The organism is Arcanobacterium pluranimalium (assembly GCF_016907845.1).
Lineage (GTDB): Bacteria > Actinomycetota > Actinomycetes > Actinomycetales > Actinomycetaceae > Arcanobacterium_A > Arcanobacterium_A pluranimalium.
This window is the reverse complement of record NZ_JAFBCS010000001.1, coordinates 605,769-625,973: the sequence shown is the minus strand read 5'-3', so window position 1 is coordinate 625,973 and position 20,205 is coordinate 605,769. Positions and strand designations below refer to the sequence as shown.

The window sequence follows — 20,205 nt, the reverse complement described above, 5'->3', positions numbered from 1 at the left end:
TATTAGGCCAACGTTAGTGCAGCTAGGAATCTTGTTATGAATTCTCCAGTCAACAACTCTACCTCGTTAGACATACCCTACATAGTGGATATTGAACTTGATAGGTCTTCTGATACCCCGCTTTATCAGCAAATTTCTAAGCCGCTGTCCGAGTTGGTCATGTCAGGAGCGGTTGAGCCAGGCAGACTCATCGAAGATGAAGTTACGATGTCTAACCGACTCAAGATTTCACGCCCTACCGCCCGCCGAGCTTTACAAGAGCTAGTAAATGATGGCCTACTCATTCGCCGACGCGGCACCGGCACACGGGTAACACCCAATCACGTCCACCGCCAAATCGGCCTAACCTCGCTTAATGACGACCTTATGCAGGCCGGTTATAAAACGCAAACAAAAGTTCTCAGCTACACCGTCCATTTTGCCGACGCAGAAAATGCAGCTCGACTCGAGTGTGATGAGGGCAGTGAACTTGTGACGATCGAGCGTCTGCGCAGCGTCAACGACACTCCCTTAGCCATCATGCGCAATACTATTTCCTCAGCTAACGCTCCGTCGCTCACCGATCTATCCACCTACGGACTCTACGAATGTTTCAGCCGCAAGGGCATTAGTCTTGCTTCGGCCACCCAAACGATTGGCGCAAAAGTAGCGAACGACGCCGAAGCCAAACTGCTCAATCTCGAGCCAGGTGCCGCACTGCTCACCATGCAGCGCACGGCATATTCCAGTAGTGGCGAGGTGATTGAGTTTGGTTCGCACGCCTACAATGCCGCTCAATACAACGTCGTCATGCCTCTAGTAGCCGATTAAATCCTTTTGTAAATACAAAGCATTGACACTCCTAACCTTTGTATGTACGATCGTGTATACATAACGCGGAATCCAAGGATGGAATTCGCGTGAGATTCGAAGTACAGGAGCATCAATGGCTGATATTCAGTACACAGATGGCCCATTGCTCGACGCAACACGGGCTTTCCACACAGTGTTATGGAACGACTCGTCCGATCTCAATGAGCTGCGGCAGTCTATTTCTTTCGGCGCCGTAGGCGCCACATGCAATCCTGTGATTGCCTACACCACTATCTCCAAGAATCGCGACGTTTGGGAAGATCGTATCCGCACCATCGCGCGTGAACACCCCACATGGGCCGAATCCACAATCGGCTGGCAAGCTGTCAAAGATATGTCCGTTGAAGCTGCTAAATTACTTGAGCCAATGTTCGAAGAAAGCAAGGGGCGCAACGGCAGGCTTTCAGTACAAACCGATCCACGGCTCCACCGCGATCCACAAGCTCTAGCTGATCAAGCCGAAGAATTCCACAACTTAGCAAAGAATATCGTCGTTAAGATTCCGGCCACCAAAACGGGAATAGAAGCCATCGAAGAGGCCACTGCCCGAGGCGTATCAGTAAACGTCACCGTATCTTTCTCCGTGCCACAAGCTCTCAAAGCTGCGGAAGCTATCGAACGCGGACTCGAAAGGCGTAAAGCTGCTGGTCACGACGTCTCTACGATGGGCCCCGTCGTCACAATTATGGTTGGCCGACTGGACGACTGGCTCAAATACGTCGTCGCCCGCGACAAAATCTTCCTCGACGCATCAGCACTCGAGTGGGCCGGAATCGCAACTGTGAAAAAGGCTTACGCGATTTTCCAAGAGCGCGGATTTACTTCACGCCTGCTCATCGCGGCATTCCGTAACTGCTATCAGTGGTCGGAGTTCCAAGGCGCCGATATGGTGGTATCCCCACCATTCAAGTGGCAGCAAATTATCAACAACTCGGATTACGAGGTTACCGAGCGCATGAGTGAGCCGGTTGACGAACACTACCTTCGTGAGCTGCAAAGAATCCCAGACTTCAACCGCGCATACAACGAAGATGGGATGACCATTGACGAATTCGATGCCTTTGGTCCCACTGCAAAAACACTGCGACAGTTCTTGGCGGCAGACAACGATCTCGATGTGCTCGTTCGCGACATCCTCGTCCCAGCTCCCTAAACACCCTGCGTCACCCCACACAAACCTACTAGAAACGAGACCTTCTCATGGTTAATATTGGAATCATTGGCGCGGGGCGAATCGCCCATGTTCACGCCAAAGCAGTTGCAGCTCATACAAATGCCAAGCTAGTAATGGTTGCTGATCCTTATGCAGACTCAGCAGCGCAATTGGCAGGCGAATACGGCCTCGCGTGGTCAACCGAGCCACAAGACGTATTTGCCTCCAGCGACGTCGATGCCGTGATCATCTGCTCGCCCACGCCTTTCCATGTAGATCATATTTTGGCTGCACACAAAGCTGGGAAGCCAGCCCTTTGTGAGAAACCAATCGCTATGGATATGGCCGAAGTTGAGCGACTCAAAGCAGAACTTGCTGAAGAAAAACCAATGGTCATGATGGGATTCAACCGCAGATTTGACCCATCGTTTAACAAAATGCATCGCATGGTTGAAGATGGGATCGTCGGCGACCTAGAGCAAGTGACCATAATCTCGCGCGATCCCGCTGCACCACCGCGCGAATATATCGCGCAATCAGGTGGAATCTTCAAAGATATGACGATTCATGACTTCGACACCGCTCGTTACTTCCTCGGCGATGTGACATCAGTATTTGCGGTGGGTCAGCACCTCGACCCGAACCTGGCCGATACTGGAGACTATGACGGCGTCGTCATTGTGTTGACAAACTCGGCCGGGAAAACGGCCACTATTACAAATTCGCGCCACTGCGCCTCCGGATACGATCAGCGACTCGAAGTCTTTGGTAACAAAGCCACCTTGAACGCCGAAAATATTCGTCCTACCACAGTGCGCGTATCCAATGGTACGACGACGGACGCACAGGATCCTTACCTCGATTTCTTCCTCACGCGCTACACAGAAGCCTATGCCGAAGAACTCGATGCGTTTTTGCAGGCCATTAACACTGCTACGCTGCCCTCGCCGTCGATCGACGACGCCGTCGAAGCTCTTAAAATCGCCGAGGCAGCTGCCGAATCTGCACGCACAGGACAGCAAGTACGTCTGTGAGCAGTACAAATACACACGACGAAGTTACACAGGTAAACGGTACAAAGTTCGGTAAATGGTATAACGCTATGCAGGTAACGCCAGCAAAGGAATTTTACCTGCCTGACCACCGAAAATTACCACAGAATTGAAATTGAAAGGACACCACATCAATGAAGATAGCCGGAGCCCCAATCTCGTGGGGAGTATGCGAAGTGCCAGGATGGGGTTATCAGATGTCGCCCGATCGAGTACTCAAAGAAATGAAAGAAATTGGTCTCACGGCCACCGAATTCGGTCCACAAGGCTGGCTGCCAATTGAGGCTCAAGAGCGAGCACAAGCCGTGGCAAAATATGGCCTTGAGCCAGTGGGATCATTCTTCCTCGCCGTGATGCACGATCCGAATATCGACCCCATTCCAGCAGTGGAAAAGGAACTCGAAGCTTTCGCAGCAGCAGGGGGCAGCTACCTCATTTTAGCTGCAGATTCGGGGCGTGAGGGCTACGATGCGCGCCCAGTTTTGGACGAAACTGGTTGGCATACACTCTTCACAAACCTAGATCGAATCACGGCCGTATGCGCCGAAAATGGCGTCACAGCATGCGTGCACCCTCATTGGGGAACGATGATTCAAAATCTCGACGAAGTTGAGCGCGTGCTTGATAATTCCAACGTTGGACTATGCCTCGATACCGGGCATCTGGCCTGCGGCGGCGCCGACGTCGTCGCCCTCGTAAAGAAATACGCCCACCGGGTGGACATCGTGCACGCAAAAGACATCCACAAAGACCTCACCGACAAGCTCCTACCAGGAGAAATAGTCTGGGGAGAGGGCGTAAAAGCAGGGATGTTTGCACCGATTGGTGAAGGTGACATCGATTTCAAAGCCATCGTCACGCTCCTGAACGAAGCCGGCTTTGATGGCTACTACGTGCTCGAACAAGACATAATGATCAACGAAGAACCGCCTGCAGGCGGTGGCCCGATTGACAATGCTCGTAAATCATTCGAAGCGCTCAAAGCCTTAGCTTAGCTCAAGCAACGACTCAATTTGTCAATCCCCTGAGTGCCGCTCCCCAGAAAACGCTCCCTCCGTTTAGTTTTCTGGGGAGCGCTTTGTGCACAGCATTTCAAAGCCGCATTGCGCTTATTGCACAGTGCGAACGCTTTATGGCGATTGGCGAGCTGCGACCTGTAGTAACCTGTAGTGACCTGTAGCGATCTTTAATATGTTACAACCTCACGATACGCTCGGAAAATACTTCTCTACCAGCGCATATAAAATAGCGGCAGTTTCACAATCCATCACGCCGTCGTACTTCTCCTGGCGGAAATGTAACTGAAACGCTTGCACGAGATCGCGGTATCCGACGTCGGTGGACGCCGCTTGAACACCGTAGCCGTAGGTTGCGAAATGAGCCAGCAAATCACTGCGCTCTGGCAGCCCGCTCTGCTCGAACTGGCTCAAATACGCGACCTTGGTAGCGTCGTCGTACCACGCACCTATCCCCTCGTCATACAGCAACTTCCATGGGAAAGCTGCACCAGGATCCTTTTTGCGCCCCGGTGCCACATCCGAATGCCCCAGCACGTGCACTGGCTCAATATCTGGGTAACGCTGCATGACGTTGTGCGCCAATTCTTTAACTGCGTCAATCTGTGTGGAGTTGTACGGCGGAAACACGAGCTTTCCGTCTTTTTCGCTCGCAAGATTGACTATCTCCACACCGATTGAGGAGTCGTTAATATTGGTACGGCCCGCCCAGAAACTTACACCCGCATGCCAAGCCCGGTCGTTTTCATCAACAAGATTAAATATGCGCATATCCTTATATCCAGCGTCGATATAGGTCTGCTCAGTTGGATCAGGCACAAGATAATGTGCACTCACTTTCCCGTCACCAGCAAGCAACTTCGCAGATGTCACGAAATTTTCTGCCGTGTAGTGGAGAATTAAGAAACGAACGCGCTTACCGTAACCCTTGACCGAACGGTATGCGTTGTAATCGATCTGATACATAACAATCCTTTCAGTTTGCTGTTGTTTTCTTGACGCACTAGCCGATTAAGCGCCACAGTGCCACGCCAATTGCACACACACTTATTGTGGAAACTAAACCTGCTGGCCAAGCGCGATATTTATTCGTCGTACCGGTAATGTCAATTTCTTCAGCGAAAAGTAAGGTCGGGAGCGCCGGAATCACGTACTGCACATTCACTGCCTGCACAAGCGCTGCCAACAGACCGGCCGGCACACCAACACTGAGCGCAAGCGGGAACATGATCGAGATCGTTGCGGTTTGCGACATCACAATCATCCCCAACACCGCAATCAGCAGCGCCACCAGCCACGGCGCATTCTCAACCATCGGCGCAAGGTTTGTTTTGAGCGCACGCATATTTCCGGCGTCGCCAAAAATAGTGGAACCCAGCAGGCCCGGCCCCAGCACCGACATCATCGCCGTCACGCAGGACGTAAACACTTTCGCCTCGAAAATACTACGCACCGGAATTCGGGTAACAACCAGCGTAAACACAGCTGACATATACAACATGAGCTGCACCATCATCGTCGCAGGCATCCACGTAACCTTGGACGTAACCGCATGATCCACAATCACGTCCCGCATCGCCCCCGGAATAAGCGCGTGCCCCAACGTGTCATAGTTGAGCCCCACAATCATCACGCAGACAATCGCCGATACGAAGCCAATTACTGCAGCGTATTGGGTACGCGAGAAACGTTGCGCCGCATCGTCATCACGCGTTTCTTTGACGACGCCGGTGCGTACGCGTTCCAGATACACCGGATCGCGATCGAGAGGCTTTCCCCAGAAATTCAAAAATAACGAGGTGAGCAGGGTGGACAGCAAAGCAGCTGGAATCACTATCGCCATATAGGAAGCCATCGAGAAGCCGTGACCGGAAAGAAAGCCGACGGCGGTGAGCGCGCTCGATGCCGCTGGGCTGGCAACTAAGGCAGTATTCGAGGCCAATACCGATGCAACAAGCGGTCGCTCGGGGCGCACCCGCGCACGTAACGCCGTTCGGGCAATAACTGGTTCAAGTGACATCACAATATTGCTCGTGCCTACGCCAAAGACGAATAAGAAAGTGATGAGGGGCGCTACGAACGTGATCGCGGCGGGATACTTTTTGATAGCCTGCGACGCCCAGTGAACAAGCAGGTCAAGACCGCCGGCGGCTTCGAGGATACCGGCGCTGATAGCTATGGAGAAAATAATCATGATGGGAACGACGGGAATATTCCCCGGCGGTAAACGAAAGGCGACCACCATAATGACCGTGCCTAACAGGCTAAATAGGCCAACTCCGATAGCGCCACCAAATTTTAAGCCGATGATAATTAAGCCGATCATCACCGTAATCTCGCACAGCAATAAAAACACTAAGAACCTCCACGACGCATAGGTAAAAGTTAGGGGGAATTGTGCGCGCAGGTGAGCTTTGCGCACAAGTACCTGAATTTGAGTACCGAATACTAAACATTCAGCTTAGGAGGAAGCGGGGCAAATAGGAATAATCCCGACATTTTTCCGGGGAGTTTGCACCGATGTGCGTGTGCTTTGGAGATGGAGCGTCGAATTTTGGGGCGATTTTTGCAACATCTCGATATATGTGGAGATGTTTGCGTAGATGCCCCAAAAAGCACACTGAATCATCGCTAAGGCCAACGCTCTACGCCGTACCACGGCTCCCGAGGCCGACCATACATACTGCTGAGCTGCAGGTTGTGCCAGGATCGATTATCGCAGGGTGTGAATCGGTAACTAGATAGCGAGGTAACTGGCCTGTGTTGGTTTGACAGTACGCATCTGCAATCGTTGCCCGGTATTGTTTTTGCAGTATCACCGAGCCCGTATAGGTTTCGTTTTCCAGCATTGCCCGTAACCACCCGCTATGGAATTTTTCACCTCGCCGGGATTGGACACCTTCAGCATTAAGTTGAGTGGCGATGGCCTCTGGTGACACACCTGCCAGGTAACCATCGAATACGCGTTTGACCACGGCAGCTTCGTGCTCCACGATGTGTAGTTCACCGTTGTGATAGCGGTATCCGTAGGGTTGGCGCGAGTGTAGACCACCGTGGGCGTATTTCTTCCTGATTCCCCATTTCACGTTTATCGACGTGGATCGAGATTCTTCTTGCGCAAAAGACGCCAGTAAGGTTAAAAGCAGTTCACCGTCAGCTGTGGCGGTGTCGATGTTTTCCCGTTCGAATCTGACGGCTACACCTAGGGATTTCAGTTCACGTACGGCTTCAAGTAGATCGAGGGTGTTGCGAGCAAACCGGGAGATCGATTTGGTAAGGATGAGATCGATGTGGCCTTCACGGGCGGCTGTCATGAGGTTATTGAACCCGTCACGGTTTTTAGTGGAAGTGCCGGTAATGCCTTCATCAATGAATACACCCGCATAGTCCCAGCCGGGTGTTGTTTGAATCAGTCTTGAATAATGCGACACCTGCGCGGCGATAGACGAAAGCTGGCGTTCCTGCTCGGTGGACACGCGCGCGTAGGCCGCGACTTTTCGCTTTGCCGGGCGCACAGGTTTGGCAGGAATGACACGAAGATTCTTTTCTTCCAACTGGGCCTCCTTTTGTCGCTTTTCTCGCGGTTTTGTGTTGTATCCATACACGCTCTAAACCCGGTGTTTATCAAGTCGAACCCGCAGCAACAATGCCCCTGTTACCGCCTGAGTCTTATCGAGGACGGCAACCAGAACCTGTCGTGCTTCACCGTTGCCGTACTCGCCACGGATCACCGCATCAGCCAAAGCGTCAATATTGACAGCAGGTGCTGGTGCTGGTGTGCGGGGTGTGGCACCGAGTTTTTGGTTGACTCGTGCTTGGACGGCCGCATAGTTGGCTCCGAGGCGGCGTTTGCGTTCGTCTCCGTTGCCGTATTCACCACGATCTGTCCGTGAAAAAACGCGGCAGATGGCCTCGACCCCAAACTGCTCCTTGTAAGCGTCGATGTAGGAGATCATCTGGTCGTGGGTCGACCCGGTTCCGCCGCGAAAAAAGCCGATGCGGTCTTAAGAATTCCATTGGCTCGCTTCAGCTCGCGGTTTTCCCGATGTAGCCGCTTGAGTTCTTCTTCCATTGATTCGCCGCCTGCTGGCTCGGCTGCATCACGAGTTAAGACGCTATCGTGGTACCAGGCGCGCAACGTGTGGTGGGATACCCCGAGGAGTTCTCCGACTTCCTTATATGCGTGTTGCAACGAGCACGATTCCAGGCGAACCATTTCAACGATCTGATGGACCGCCTTCTCCTTGAACTCGACAGAATACTTCTTGGGCATAATGTTCAATCCTTCCTTAGATGAGGTAGGAACTAAACTCAGGACGCTTCATAAACGATGATTTGCTCTTTATCGCGGTCCGTGGTGCCGGGAGGGGTGGCAGGCGACGAAGAACTGCATGACGTTAGCGCTGCTGCGGTTCCGAGGAGCACAGCAGCGCAACGCCTAAATCTCAAAGAGGAGCTCATGAGAATCAAAACTCAATTCTGGTCACTCAAAAACACCACTTATCTCGTGCTTTCGGAGCCGATGGTGAGTCGGCTCCGAAAGCTTTTACAGCGGAAAGATGGGTAGCTTTCGAGCCAATAAGGATGTTTGCGCGTCTTTCCACAGAATATTCGACTCGACGATTTCTGAAGTGAGACCTGCGAAAATTCGATAGTAATCCGTATCAGCGTTCGCAACTACTTTCTGGCTCCACTGATCAACCCACTTCCGCAAATGCTCAGCACCCATTGATTTGCGAAGGCTAGACCACGTGCTCTGCTTATCTGAGCCACTGCGCTCGTGATGAGCACAAAATGCGATGAATTCAAACTCACGGGCAATATGGTCTGGCGGCTCGTGAGCTGGCAGAGTCACACCAGCTTCATCGAATAGGTCTTTGACAGCGACCGCTGAACGACTGATGAAGAACGGAACTGAACGACGATTGCTATCTTGATCGCGCTGTTGCGACTCATATGGCCATGTTCCGTTATTCTGCGGAAAATCAAACATCATCGTATGGTCGGTACGAAGACAATCGTATAGTTCCTGCAGAGATTGGGTACTCTCTCGGCGGGCTTTCACCAAAGCGTCGATATGCTTTTTCAAAGATGCCGGCGCTGAGAGCTCTTTGAAACATGCCACCAAGTCGGCCGTGAAGTCCCCACTGATGATGCCCGAAGCGAGCTTCTCAGTGGGGATATCCCAGCCGATTGACAGCAACGTTGACAGATCTTCAATAGCGTTCAGATTCTTGTCAGTTGTAGCGTGCGCAATCATAGAAATGTCTTATTCTTACTCTCAATCACTTCAAGAAATGAACTGATGGCTTGGTGCCTGCCTCAGGGTGGAGCGTGAAGGAATCACGCTCCTGAAGAATCCGAGAGACCTCGGATTCCGGATCGTCTAGATCACCGAAGAAGCGGGCGCGTGTAGGACAAACTTCGATGCAAGCTGGCAACCGGCCCTCGTCCAAGCGCTGTGTACAGAATGTGCACTTCGAAACCGTTGCGGGTTCTGCCTGTTGGACGTTGATATGACCAACTTGGAATCCGGTGGAGTACTCGAGATCGTCGTCGTTACGCTTGCGTACGCCGTCGTAAGGGCATGCCTCGACGCACGCGCCGCAACCGATGCACTTATCGTAGTCAACAAGAACGACGCCGTCTTCGTCTCGCTTATACGTAGCGCCGGTTGGGCACACGGGTACGCATGGCGGATTATCGCAGTGCTGGCAAGCGACCGTCAAAAAGGTGAGGAAATTATTCGGGAACTCGCCACCTGGAGTATCTCTTTCGGCTCCTCCGACAGTCCAGACACGATTCCACCAGACGCCGTCAGGGAGATTGTTTTCCGTCTTGCAGGCTAGGGCGCAGGTGTCACAGCCGATGCACCTAGTCGTATCGATGAGCATACCTAAGCGCATTTTAGTTCTCCTCCCATTTGCGCATCTCGCAGGTTGCATCAAAGAAACTCTGATTGACGCCCATCGGGTCGGACGCCATCGAATTTAGCTCTGAGAAGACGCCAGCTACGTGCTGATGCTTCTGCCAGCCCTTCGGATATTTGATTACGCCTGGCATAAGCGAATTATCAATAATAAGACGAGCTACAGCGTGACCACGATCGTTGTAGAGCTCTACCAGATCGCGATTTTGTAGTCCTCTCTCCTCAGCGTCCTTAGCATTCACCTTGATAATGGGCTCAGGATCCAGTTCGCGCAGCCACTTTACCTCGGCCCACTGAGAATGTACGCGGTAGCGTGGACGTTCCGACAGCAGAATCAGCGGATACTTCTTTTGTGCTTCCGTGCCTGGCCATGCCTCAGTAGGCTCGTAGAACATCGGCAGATGCTCACGTTCAACTGGAATATCTTGGCCGTAGTTATAGAGAGGTTGCGGCTTTTCGGTATACGTTTGCATGCGCTTGTCAGGCGTTGGGAATGCTTGTTTTCCGCCATAGTCAAGCCATGGTTCGGGGAATACTCTAATTGCGTGCTTTTGCTTGAGAGTCTCAAGAGTTACACCGAGTTTGCGACACGTGTCAGTATCGAGAATCTCCTCAAAGTACTCGTCGTCAGACTTGTTAAAGTACTCGCCCAGACCCATCGCATTTCCGAGGAGTCGAGCAATATGTGCGTCGCCCTTAGCTTCGAAAACTGGATCGATTGCTTTTTCAGCGAACTGAATGAACGGATGCGAGGCAGAAGCCTGGATGAACTCGTCGACCTCGTAGAAGTGCGCGGCTGGAAGAACCAAATCTGAGAGTCGCGCTGTGTCCGTCATTTCGAGGTCAGCGGTGACGATGAACTCCATTTTGTCAAAGACATCGCGCACGAAGGCGTTGCGGTCCTGATGCTGACTCGCCGTATTGGTTTGAAGAACGTACATTGACTTGAACGTTCTTTCCTCACCGTTGTATTTACCGGTGCGCATCGCCTCGGGGAACATGAGCGATGGAATCATGCGCATGTTTCGCCCGGTTGGTGCTTCGTAAGCCCAATTGAATCCGGTGAAGTTGACACTTGCTGCGCCCATATCCGCGCCCGGTGCTCCGATGTAGCCGGTGATACCCGCCAGGCCCATCATGGCTTTACCGACCATGTGTCCGTTGTTGTATGCTTGCCCGCCCCAGCCGCATCGAATAGTTGTTGGACCTTCCATCATGCGTGCAGCTAGTTCTTCGAGCACATCGGTTGGAATATCGGTGAGTTCTTCAACACGCTCAGGCGTGTACTCTGCAGCGCGATCCCGAATGAGCTGCCCCGCTACGGCGCATGAAATACCTTCGACCTCAAAGCGTCCTTCCAAGACAGGCTTTTCGATGTCGTCGACAGTTCCAAAGTTACCGTCTTCATCCATCACCACTGCACGATTGTCGTCGTCGTGACCAAGGTCAGACATTCGCAAGAACAAGCCTGTATCATCACGCACGAGGTACGGAGCGACCGTCTTGGTACGCATAAACTCATCGTTCTGCTTGTTGTCGCGCAAGATGCAATGCATAAGGCCAAGCATCAGTGCTGCGTCAGACGCAGGGCGGATAGGGATGTATTGATCCGCTTGAGCTGCAATGTGCGTGAACACAGGATCGATGACGATGAGCTTAGCGCCTTTTTCTTTAGCATCTAAGAACCAGTGGTGATAGTTGATCTGTGATTCCGTGGAGTTCAGACCCAAAACGATGATTGTATTAGCGTTGAGAAGGTCTTCCGGTCCGTTTCCTGGCCATGGGCCATTCCACCCGATGACTTCTTTCATGCCCTCAGAGACGGCCATATCAACAGCAATCGGCACTTCCGTAACACCTAGCAGATTGCCGAGGCGGCGCATGGCTCCGTGAGCAGCTCCGTGGTAGCTGGTCAGTCGGCCTGAACCGACATGGAATACGATCGAATCGGGACCGTACTTGGCGATGTTTTCTTTCCAATTATCGGTAATCATCGTGATGGCTTCGTCCCAGCTGATTCGCTGCCACTTTCCTCCACCACGTTTACCGACTCGCTTCATCGGATAATGAATACGTCGTGGATCGTAAATTCGCTGCAGGCTGGACAGGCCACGCAGACAAATTCGGTTATACCTTTCATCTGGCATGGGGGCGAGGGTCGTCTGTACAACGCGCCCATCGCGAACAGTCACCGTATGAGGGCAGTATGAAAAACAGTTTGGCTGACACACGCAGTAGTGTGTTGTTTCGCCTTCGTGAGCGATTGTCTTGACGGTGAATTTATTTGGTCGCTCTCCAGTGAGGAAACTCCGCTCACTCATTGGACGACACTCCCTTCGAAACTTCCACGTGGTCAATCGGATTTATGTTGCCGCGAGGCGGATCAATAACTGGTGCGTGGATGCCTGCTTCGAGAATTGCGCGACGAATACCTGCGACGCCCAGGACGGCGAAACCGCTTGCAACTGAACGTGACCAGCGCGATGGGATCAGAGCCATCGCAGCGGCACCTACGCCACCCAGGCCCAGACCAAGTCCGACAAACCGATCTTGTTGGATGCCTTCAAGGAGGTCACGCGCAGATAAGCGTTGAGCGGTCGAGCCTTCAGTAAGGCGGCGTGCGTAGAGAACACCTAGACCGGTTCCGGCCACCGTTGCGATCGAACTAGCCACGTTGACTCGTTTGTCAGTTACCAAAGCGTTGGCAACGTGGACGCCCGCTGCCATACCGTTGACAGCGAAAAGTGCAGGAATCGAGGAGTCTGTCCAGGACGCCACACCCTTTGCGCGCTGCAAGAAAAGACCATCGTATGTGCCAAGCACGGTAGCGCAGACACTAGCGATAACTTTCGCGCTGGTCCGGACGGGCTTAGCTACTGGGAGGAGAGAGAGTCCGCCAGCGACCGTAAATCCAACGTACGCGAGAGCTCCTCGTGAGATCCACGAGCTATTCGGCTTAGCGAAGACGCGGAAGACTCGGTCCGGCCTGCCCAAGTCAGCCCACAGCAAGATGCCTTTACAAATGGTTGATACTGCCCAACCGGTAGCCATTGAGGCCGTGTTGCCTACGGCTGCTCCAGCTAAATAGGTTCCCGAGCCAACTTCGCCGAAGGTCATTTCCCACCACATCTGCGGGACAGCCCAAAGCTTGTCTCGTCGGTACGGAAGTTCGTGGCGGTTCGATTCGAGCCACGATATTTCTTCGGCGTCGACGAAGCGAGACTGGGGGGCAGCCAGGGCTTGTTTGGTTGTGGGCCTGCTGTCCAAGTAAGGTTCACGGTTTTTCGCGTCGAAAGAATTTGCTTCGGATTCAGGTACTAGACGCAATGCGCCACGCACGATGCTTTCTGCAGCTGAAGTCGGCCATGCTGCGATGCCGTGCATTGCTGTGGCTACGACGGACTTACCCCAACGAACCAAGCCTGGAATGTGCGCGCTCACCTTTACTGCTCCTTCTGCACGTCAAGTCGGTTCGCCGATCCGGCTGGCTTCATTTGTGGCACGACGAACCAGACGATTGAAGCTAATCCCAAAGTTAACGAAGCCACCAAGGCTAGCCGGACAGAGCGAATTGCTCGCCCGAATTTGTCATCGGATACCACGCGCATAGTATCAACTCCTTCGTTGTTTTAGCGCTCAACTATTGAATAATCAACGCCCACATCAGAATGGCAAATATCTCCATGCATCTGCTACTAGACGTGCTTCAGTTAGTTCAAGAATTTACTCGTTTCCGCGTGGGCAATCAAATAAAACTGTTGGTCATTACGCAAGAATTCGCTGTTGTATTTCGGCATAATGGGTCGATTGAGGATGTGTAGGAGGGGTTCTAGGGCCACGATGTGAAGCGTCCTGGGTTTAGTTCCGCGTCTTTTACGACCCTGTGTTGATGGGCTCGGTGAGATAGTACTCGGTTTCTACTTCTTGTGGGGTGGCGTAGTCCAATGCTTGATGAAGACGCTTCAGTATTCCACCAGTGAACCCACCGCAAGGTGGCCAGTTCAACTTCTCCTACTGATGTCCACGGGCCTTGCGCGTGGATGAGTTCGGCCTTGTAGGGCCCGTTGACGGTTTCAGCCAGAGCGTTGTCATAAGAATCGCCAACTGTTCCCACACTCGGTCGGATCCCAGATTGCGCCAATGCCGTGGAGTACTTCAACGACAGGGATTCGGGTACTTCACAGCAAGGCGGCAGCAATATTGACTCGGTGCTGGGTCAACTAGTCAACGAAGCGGTGACTGCTGACCAAGTTATCGATGTTTATCAGACAGCAGGAATGGACACGCCAGAGCTTTCCCTGCTGTCAGACGATTTTCTGGACTCGCTTAAAGACACGGACAAGCCGAACCTACAGATGGGTTTGCTGCGCCGTTTACTCAACGATCAGATCAAGACACTGAACAGAACCAACCTCGTTCAATCACGAAAGTTCTCCAAACTTCTGTCAGAGGCAGTCAATCGCTATACCAACCGGACTCTCATCACCGCCGAGACAGAGAAATATGCGCCTCGAAGGGAAAGTCACTGACGAGCTACCTTGAAAAGGCACCTCGACGGGATTCGATCATGCTGCTCAATGCCTTGATGAGAGAATGGGATCGAGTAGCCGCGCATGACGCTAGTGAAGCCGATCTTGAATTAGCTTCTAGATGCAAACGTCAACTCGAGGAGTTGAAAGCTTCTCCTGTGCCAGCAGGATTTCAGGTAGTTGACCCTAAAAAGGTCGGCTTCACCAGCGAATACCTGTCTCAGCAACAGCAAATCCTGACGAGCAATATCACCACGAATCCGACGCTGGTAATCGGGACAGCCAAAGAGCTCATCGAATCCTGCTGCAACACGATTCTTGAACAACACGGAGAAGAGCTAAATCGAAACGACGACTTACCCAAACTAGTAAAGCGGGCAACAGAACTTCTTCACCTGAACCCATCCCAAGTTCCAGAAACCGCTCCGGCAGCTAGAACTCTCAAATCGTTGCTGGGAAGTCTTGCTGCAGCAGCTAAATCGCTAGCAGAGCTTAGAAACCATTACGGCACTGACCATGGGAAAACCGCTTCTTACGTTGGCTTAGATGAACGAGAAGCCCGGCTAGCAGCGGGCACATCTCTAGCACTTGTTCAATACCTATGGGATACCCACAAAGAACTACTCGCTCAGGAAACCAATAGACCAACAAACCAGATTGGAGAAACACAAGTTTGAACTTTTCAGCGCTAAATAACCTTTTAACGGAAAGCACACTATTTAGCAGCATCACAAGATTCGCAGAGGACAAGATACCAACGCGAGAATTTGTAAGTCTCCGGCTGGACGACCCAGACTTTCTTGAACCTAAAGAGAGCCCTTAATACCTCTCTCACAAGGGGAAACATTGCGTACCTAGCCAACAAAAAGGACGCTCACTTTGTATCAAAATGAGCGTCCTAATGGTGGAGCATAGGGGATTCGAACCCCTGACCTTTTCATTGCGAACGAAACGCGCTACCAACTGCGCCAATGCCCCGGACGTAAAGATATTAGCACTGCCCTGCGTCCAATACAAACAATAGCGGGACGCACCTACTCTAGACGAGTCTACGCACGTACGCGCACCTACTCTACGCGAGTCTGCGCACGACGACGGCCAAGCAACCAATACATACCCGATGCGCGCTCACAGTCCTCACGCACGACGACGGTCGAGCAATTTATCGAGCGTCGCACCGCTTCCGAGCAAGTCTTGACGCAATTCCTCGTTACCAGTCATCTGCGGAGCCTCGTGAGCGGCCTCAACAGCACCATCTCCAAGTCGCTCGCCGAGAGTTGCAGGGCGATATGGCACAGCGGCTACCGCACTTTCCGGAGCAACGAACGGCTTAACTTTCCGCTTTTGAATACGCGGTTTCAAGGTGTAACCCGGCGTTGACGCGCCACTTACCTGCTTGCGCACCTCGCCGCCAACCTCGACATTTTGCGTATTTTCTACCACACTGCCAGCACGTTCACGCGCAGCTGCAGATTTTCCGACCCCAGACTTTCCAGCCCCAGCCTTCGCAACGTTCGATCCAGAGTCCGCGACCACGCCCGCCTCAGATGCCACGCCATCAGCGTCATTATTCTTCGACGCCGCATTTCCACGCCGCATGGCCTGCTTATTTGCCACGCGCACAACATGGTCAACAGACATACCTTTTGCCTGCTTACCGGCCGCGCCACTAAGCATAGCCTCGCCACGAGCTACGTCACCATGCTTACCAGCGTCGCCACGAGCTACCTCAGCGTCGGCTAACTCCGCACGATCCTGCCGAGCAACAAATTCGCCGCTTCCAGCACCAGCCAAAATCGCATCGTAATGTGCAACCTTGGCGCGGTCTGCGGCGTCGTACTTTTGCCACACATTGATCATCATCGTCAATGCGCCAAGATAAACCGCGCCCACCGCCGTCGAAATACCTGCAACAACGCTCGAGAGTGAAACCGCTGCAACCAAAATCCAGAAAAGAACCGACAAACCTACCAAAGCGGTACCGGCAACCATGCCGCGAACATGATAGGAATAGCGCTTGGCGATCCGCGCTTTTGCCTGCGCACGCTTGCGGGCGACGGCGCGCACGTCAAGAGTCTTGGGCCGCCGTGCCGCCTTTGCTCTCGTAATAGGTTCCATATTGCGCTCCGTCGTAAAAATTGTTCCGCGTTCGGTGTGTGTTCTTGTAGTTTTATGGGTGCGAGCTTCGATGATACGTAGCTCTTGTGCGTACTTTTCGTCAATTGGCGCTTCGTTCAAAACCGTTCGGCGTCGGAACAAAGCAGGCAATACGTACAGCAGCAAGAGCAGTATCACTAAAGCAATTGCAATACCATCTCCACCCACACTCTTACGGTATTAAATTCAACCACAACAGTGGTTCATTGAGCTGGGTGTGTTGTGTGTCAATTTATGTGAAATGACAGGTCACAGTCACATGAGTAACATCGTTAACACCTGTCACGCCGTTTGCAGCTTTGCCGACGACGCCACACACCGCGGTTCGTTTCTAGCAACAAGGCCGACGACGCACACTCACGTCCGATCCCAACACACCACGTCTCATGCGCACTGTGCCCATACACACTGAGTATGCACCAACTACCCGGCATAATGCGCGTCAGCGCAATTCACCGATCAAGCACAATACAGTCAAGCGTATCGCCAACCGCCACTGAGCGCTGCGAGGCCGGTACCACCGCCAAGCAGTTAGCTTCCGACAATCCCGTGAGCAGCGGCTTTCCTGGCTCAGCCGTAGGCTCTACCTGGTAGCCACGGGTAGGGTTGCCAAGCACTTTCGCCCGCACAAATTCCTCCACACCGAGCGGCGACTCCCAACCACGAATCACGCTCGCCTTGATTGAGCGCCGATGAATATGCGTATGACCAGCCATTTGACGCAAAGCCGGGCGAATGAACACCTCGAAATTCGTCAACGCCGCAACCGGCGAACCCGGCAGGCAGAAAATCGTCGTCTCCCCCAGGCGCCCCACGCCCAATTGACGCCCTGGCGCCATCGCAATATTGTCGAAACGCACCGAGCCAAGCGGCGAAAGCACCTCTTTCAACGTGTCGCCACCACCATAGGAAAGACCTCCCGTAGTGATGATGATGTCGGCACGCACAAGCTGATCCTCAATCATTTCGCGCAGCTCGCGCTTGTCGTCCGAAACTTGCCCGACTCGGTAAACTTCCCCACCGGCGTCGGAAACTGCCATCGCGAGCGCATGCGAATTCGCGTCATAAATTTTTCCTTGACGCGCCGGACGCCCCGGTTCTTGCAGCTCATCGCCAATAGACATGATGACGACGCGCGGTTTCGGATTCACCAGCACCGTTGCGTGACCTGCCGAAGCGAGTAGTGCCACTTGGCGTGAACCAATACGCACGCCCTCTTTCAAAATAACCTCACCAGCAGCCAAATCTTCGGCGCGCGGGCGCACATTAGCTCCGTGCTCAACGGATATTTTTAACGTGACCTCAGCTCGACCGCCGTCGGTAGCCTCAATAGGAACCACAGCGTTCGCCTCTCGCGGCATGGGAGCACCTGAAGAAATCTTCACCGCTGTTCCCGCTACCAGCGTGGACGCTTCCAAAGAATCCGCACGCACTTCCTCAATCACTGGCAACACAATCGGAGAAGTTTCTCCAGCGCCGTAAACGTCTTCGACGCGCACGGCATAACCGTCTCTACCAGCCAAATCAGCTTGCGGAACATCCACTAAAGAGCGCACATCCTGGGCGAGCATACACCCCACTGCGCCGTCGATGGCAACATTGAAGGGAGGTAGCGGGCTCGATACCGCCAAACACTCAGTTAGATGCTCAGCAACCGTTTTCATAATGCTCCTTTGGATTTAGCCCGCCAATACACTTAGCTTACATCTCTCTTCCAGCGTAATAGTACCTATCTGAGGCAACAAGTGGGATAATTGACGCATGCCTAATTTAGTTCTGGATCTTCCTGATATCTCAAATCTTGAGGACGAAGAGGCCAAAGACCTCCTGCGTTCTTGTGTGCGCGAGCACCGTCAACAGCGCTCAGATCAGGCGCGCGCACAACTTGCTGACCTTTGGAAAGATACAGTACTGGACTTTATTGGCGATCGAAAAATTGTGGCAGGCTTCGTTTCGACGCATTTCGAGCCGCCCACGCTTGAGTTGTGTAAAGTGATTGCCGACGCCGGTAAAACGCTTTTACTTCCAAAGCTAGGGCCTGGTTTAACGCGCGCTTGGGGGTATTTTAAGGGTGTGGACGATCTGGTGCAGATGGCGCCAGGCAGACCTCCCGAGCCATCTGGGCCCGCATTTGATAACGACATCCTCCTCGAGGTTGACGCAATCGTTTTACCAGCATTGTTGATGTCTCGTGCCGGTGAACGGTTGGGCCAGGGCGGCGGTTGGTATGATCGCGCGCTCAAAGAAAAGGGCGAGCATACGCTCGTCGGCGCAATGGTTTTCCCCGAGGAACTGGTCGATTCTCATATTCCGCAGACGGAACTCGATGTACCGATTCCTTATGTGCTCCGACCAGCGGAAATCGTAGCGACGGCGGCCGCGCAGCAGTAACGCATCGCAAAGCTGTAACGGTATCGCACAGTCGTAACAGTATCTTGCAGCGGTAACGCATCGCAGAGCTGTAACGGTATCGCGCAGTCGTAACAGTATCTTGCAGCAGTAACTTATCGCGCAGCAATCGTCTGCCGCGGTATTCGATGATGCCCACCTAGCCTTAGGCTAAGCGTCTCGGACGCGCGCTCAATGTTTCGGATGCTTCCTCAGGAGTAGTTGTCCACATTTCCTTGCGACGACGCCGTTATCCACAGTTTTCGTCGAGCACGCGTAGCGTTCTTGCTATTTTGCGATAGTGACTTTATGAAGAGAAGAACTGGACATAAACACGATAATTTTGGCGCTCTCACTTCCCGATCCAGCACGCTGCGTTCATCTCGATCTCGCACAGCGCGAGCATCATCGCAAGAGCGAAATATCGGGCGCGCATCGCCGATTCGCGCCCTGTTATGGCGCTGGAGATGGGTGTCATTTGCCCTGCTCATTGCCGCTATATCTCAAAGCGTGGTGTCGATTTTGGAATCAACGTCGGTCGCGATGGCACACGTTGCCGTGGCAAAATCAGACCTTAGCACCGGCGATACACTCAGTTCGAGCAACGTCGAAGTAGTGAATTTACCTGAAAAACTCCTGCCTGAGCACGCAGTATCAGACCTGACGGAAATTAATGATGAAGTCATCGCGGCTCCACTACCTCGCGGCATGCCAATTATTAAAGAACAACTCCTGAACTCGTCATTTTCCACGCATGCGCCACCAAACACAGTGGTAACTACCGTAACTTTGGCCGACGATGCCACATTGGGTATGCTGCGCGCCGGAAACCGAATCGATCTATACGCCCCTGCACGGGAGACCACGAAAGATCTAGACGCCGAATTGCTGGTAAAAAATGCTGTTGTGCTCTCTACCGTGAATGAATCGAAATCCGCAGGAGGTTTATTTAATGACTTTAGTAACAAATCAACCATCATGGTCGCCATCCCGAACGATGCAGCTAGGCTGGTAATTGGAATAGGAGCAAAGACACCCCTTCGCGCAGTCATCTCGAAATAATCTTTTGCATCAACACAATCGCAAAACATCCCTATTTCGGACTAACTAAGCACGAAAATTTTCGGAG

The 20,205-nt window shown here is 52.8% G+C and carries 18 protein-coding genes, 1 tRNA gene and 3 pseudogenes; 8 read left to right on the top strand and 14 right to left on the bottom strand.

Annotated elements, in window-relative coordinates:
* Positions 1–36 precede the first annotated feature (36 nt).
* From JOD55_RS02595 to JOD55_RS02580, 4 genes are all read left to right on the top strand, one after another.
* Positions 37–810 (top strand): GntR family transcriptional regulator, encoded by a 774-nt coding sequence (locus tag JOD55_RS02595; RefSeq protein ID WP_204398385.1) that lies wholly within the window; start codon positions 37–39, stop codon positions 808–810.
* A gap of 115 nt (positions 811–925) precedes the next feature.
* Entirely contained in the window at positions 926–2,005 is a 1,080-nt protein-coding gene (locus tag JOD55_RS02590) for a transaldolase family protein (protein ID WP_204398383.1), read from the top strand.
* A gap of 47 nt (positions 2,006–2,052) precedes the next feature.
* Positions 2,053–3,039, top strand: coding sequence for an inositol 2-dehydrogenase (gene iolG / locus JOD55_RS02585; protein ID WP_204398381.1), 987 nt, complete (start codon positions 2,053–2,055; stop codon positions 3,037–3,039).
* Positions 3,040–3,191: 152 nt separating this feature from the next.
* Positions 3,192–4,052 (top strand): sugar phosphate isomerase/epimerase family protein, encoded by an 861-nt coding sequence (locus JOD55_RS02580; protein ID WP_204398379.1) that lies wholly within the window; start codon positions 3,192–3,194, stop codon positions 4,050–4,052.
* A gap of 207 nt (positions 4,053–4,259) precedes the next feature.
* On the opposite strand, the gene JOD55_RS02575 is transcribed toward JOD55_RS02580, so the two are convergent.
* The 11 genes and pseudogenes from JOD55_RS02575 to JOD55_RS02525 form a co-directional block, all read right to left on the bottom strand.
* A complete protein-coding gene (locus JOD55_RS02575; protein WP_204398377.1) occupies positions 4,260–5,039 on the bottom strand; it encodes an N-acetylmuramoyl-L-alanine amidase in 780 nt (259 codons plus the stop codon).
* A 37-nt stretch (positions 5,040–5,076) separates the two neighbouring features.
* Entirely contained in the window at positions 5,077–6,429 is a 1,353-nt protein-coding gene (locus JOD55_RS02570) for an anaerobic C4-dicarboxylate transporter family protein (RefSeq protein ID WP_204398375.1), read from the bottom strand.
* A gap of 289 nt (positions 6,430–6,718) precedes the next feature.
* The gene (locus JOD55_RS02565) at positions 6,719–7,627 is read right to left on the bottom strand and encodes a recombinase family protein (RefSeq protein WP_239538941.1); all 909 of its coding nucleotides are present in this window, start codon (positions 7,625–7,627) and stop codon (positions 6,719–6,721) included.
* Between the two features lie 54 nt (positions 7,628–7,681).
* Positions 7,682–7,915, bottom strand: a pseudogene (locus tag JOD55_RS02560) (hypothetical protein); the annotation flags it as partial.
* A 33-nt stretch (positions 7,916–7,948) separates the two neighbouring features.
* Positions 7,949–8,346, bottom strand: a pseudogene (locus tag JOD55_RS02555) (transposase); the annotation flags it as partial.
* 273 nt (positions 8,347–8,619) lie between these two features.
* Entirely contained in the window at positions 8,620–9,333 is a 714-nt protein-coding gene (locus JOD55_RS02550; protein ID WP_204398373.1) for a TorD/DmsD family molecular chaperone, read from the bottom strand.
* A gap of 25 nt (positions 9,334–9,358) precedes the next feature.
* The gene (locus JOD55_RS09390; RefSeq protein WP_239539063.1) at positions 9,359–9,967 is read right to left on the bottom strand and encodes a 4Fe-4S dicluster domain-containing protein; all 609 of its coding nucleotides are present in this window, start codon (positions 9,965–9,967) and stop codon (positions 9,359–9,361) included.
* Between the two features lie 13 nt (positions 9,968–9,980).
* Complete coding sequence (locus tag JOD55_RS02540; protein ID WP_204398369.1) at positions 9,981–12,323, bottom strand: molybdopterin-containing oxidoreductase family protein; 2,343 nt, start codon at positions 12,321–12,323, stop codon at positions 9,981–9,983.
* Positions 12,316–13,443 carry a polysulfide reductase NrfD family protein gene (locus JOD55_RS02535; protein ID WP_204398362.1) on the bottom strand — a complete coding sequence of 376 codons (1,128 nt, stop codon included), beginning with the start codon at positions 13,441–13,443 and terminating at the stop codon, positions 12,316–12,318. Before JOD55_RS02535 ends, JOD55_RS02540 begins: the two co-directional genes overlap by 8 nt.
* Positions 13,444–13,445: 2 nt before the next feature.
* Positions 13,446–13,610: a hypothetical protein gene (locus tag JOD55_RS02530; protein WP_204398353.1), complete on the bottom strand. Its 165-nt coding sequence runs from the start codon at positions 13,608–13,610 to the stop codon at positions 13,446–13,448.
* 265 nt (positions 13,611–13,875) lie between these two features.
* Positions 13,876–14,167 (bottom strand): annotated as a pseudogene (locus tag JOD55_RS02525) (integrase core domain-containing protein); the annotation flags it as partial.
* Between JOD55_RS02525 and JOD55_RS02520 the strand changes: the two are divergent.
* The gene (locus tag JOD55_RS02520) at positions 14,148–14,531 is read left to right on the top strand and encodes a type I restriction enzyme endonuclease domain-containing protein (protein WP_338022180.1); all 384 of its coding nucleotides are present in this window, start codon (positions 14,148–14,150) and stop codon (positions 14,529–14,531) included. The pseudogene JOD55_RS02525 and the gene JOD55_RS02520 sit on opposite strands and share 20 nt — an antisense overlap.
* A 38-nt stretch (positions 14,532–14,569) precedes the next feature.
* Positions 14,570–15,208 (top strand): abortive infection family protein, encoded by a 639-nt coding sequence (locus JOD55_RS02515; RefSeq protein ID WP_204398345.1) that lies wholly within the window; start codon positions 14,570–14,572, stop codon positions 15,206–15,208.
* A 225-nt stretch (positions 15,209–15,433) separates the two neighbouring features.
* Here the strand turns inward: JOD55_RS02515 and JOD55_RS02510 are convergent.
* The 3 genes from JOD55_RS02510 to JOD55_RS02500 form a co-directional block, all read right to left on the bottom strand.
* Positions 15,434–15,509: transfer RNA gene (locus JOD55_RS02510), tRNA-Ala, on the bottom strand.
* Positions 15,510–15,668: 159 nt separating this feature from the next.
* Positions 15,669–16,856, bottom strand: coding sequence for a hypothetical protein (locus JOD55_RS02505; protein ID WP_204398343.1), 1,188 nt, complete (start codon positions 16,854–16,856; stop codon positions 15,669–15,671).
* A gap of 284 nt (positions 16,857–17,140) precedes the next feature.
* A complete protein-coding gene (locus tag JOD55_RS02500) occupies positions 17,141–18,352 on the bottom strand; it encodes a molybdopterin molybdotransferase MoeA (RefSeq protein WP_204398341.1) in 1,212 nt (403 codons plus the stop codon).
* A 97-nt stretch (positions 18,353–18,449) separates the two neighbouring features.
* Here JOD55_RS02500 and JOD55_RS02495 point away from each other — a divergent pair, with 97 nt between their 5' ends.
* Both JOD55_RS02495 and JOD55_RS02490 read left to right on the top strand, forming a co-directional pair.
* Positions 18,450–19,079, top strand: coding sequence for a 5-formyltetrahydrofolate cyclo-ligase (locus JOD55_RS02495; RefSeq protein WP_204398339.1), 630 nt, complete (start codon positions 18,450–18,452; stop codon positions 19,077–19,079).
* Positions 19,080–19,385: 306 nt separating this feature from the next.
* Positions 19,386–20,138 (top strand): SAF domain-containing protein, encoded by a 753-nt coding sequence (locus tag JOD55_RS02490; protein ID WP_204398337.1) that lies wholly within the window; start codon positions 19,386–19,388, stop codon positions 20,136–20,138.
* Positions 20,139–20,205: the final 67 nt, after the last annotated feature.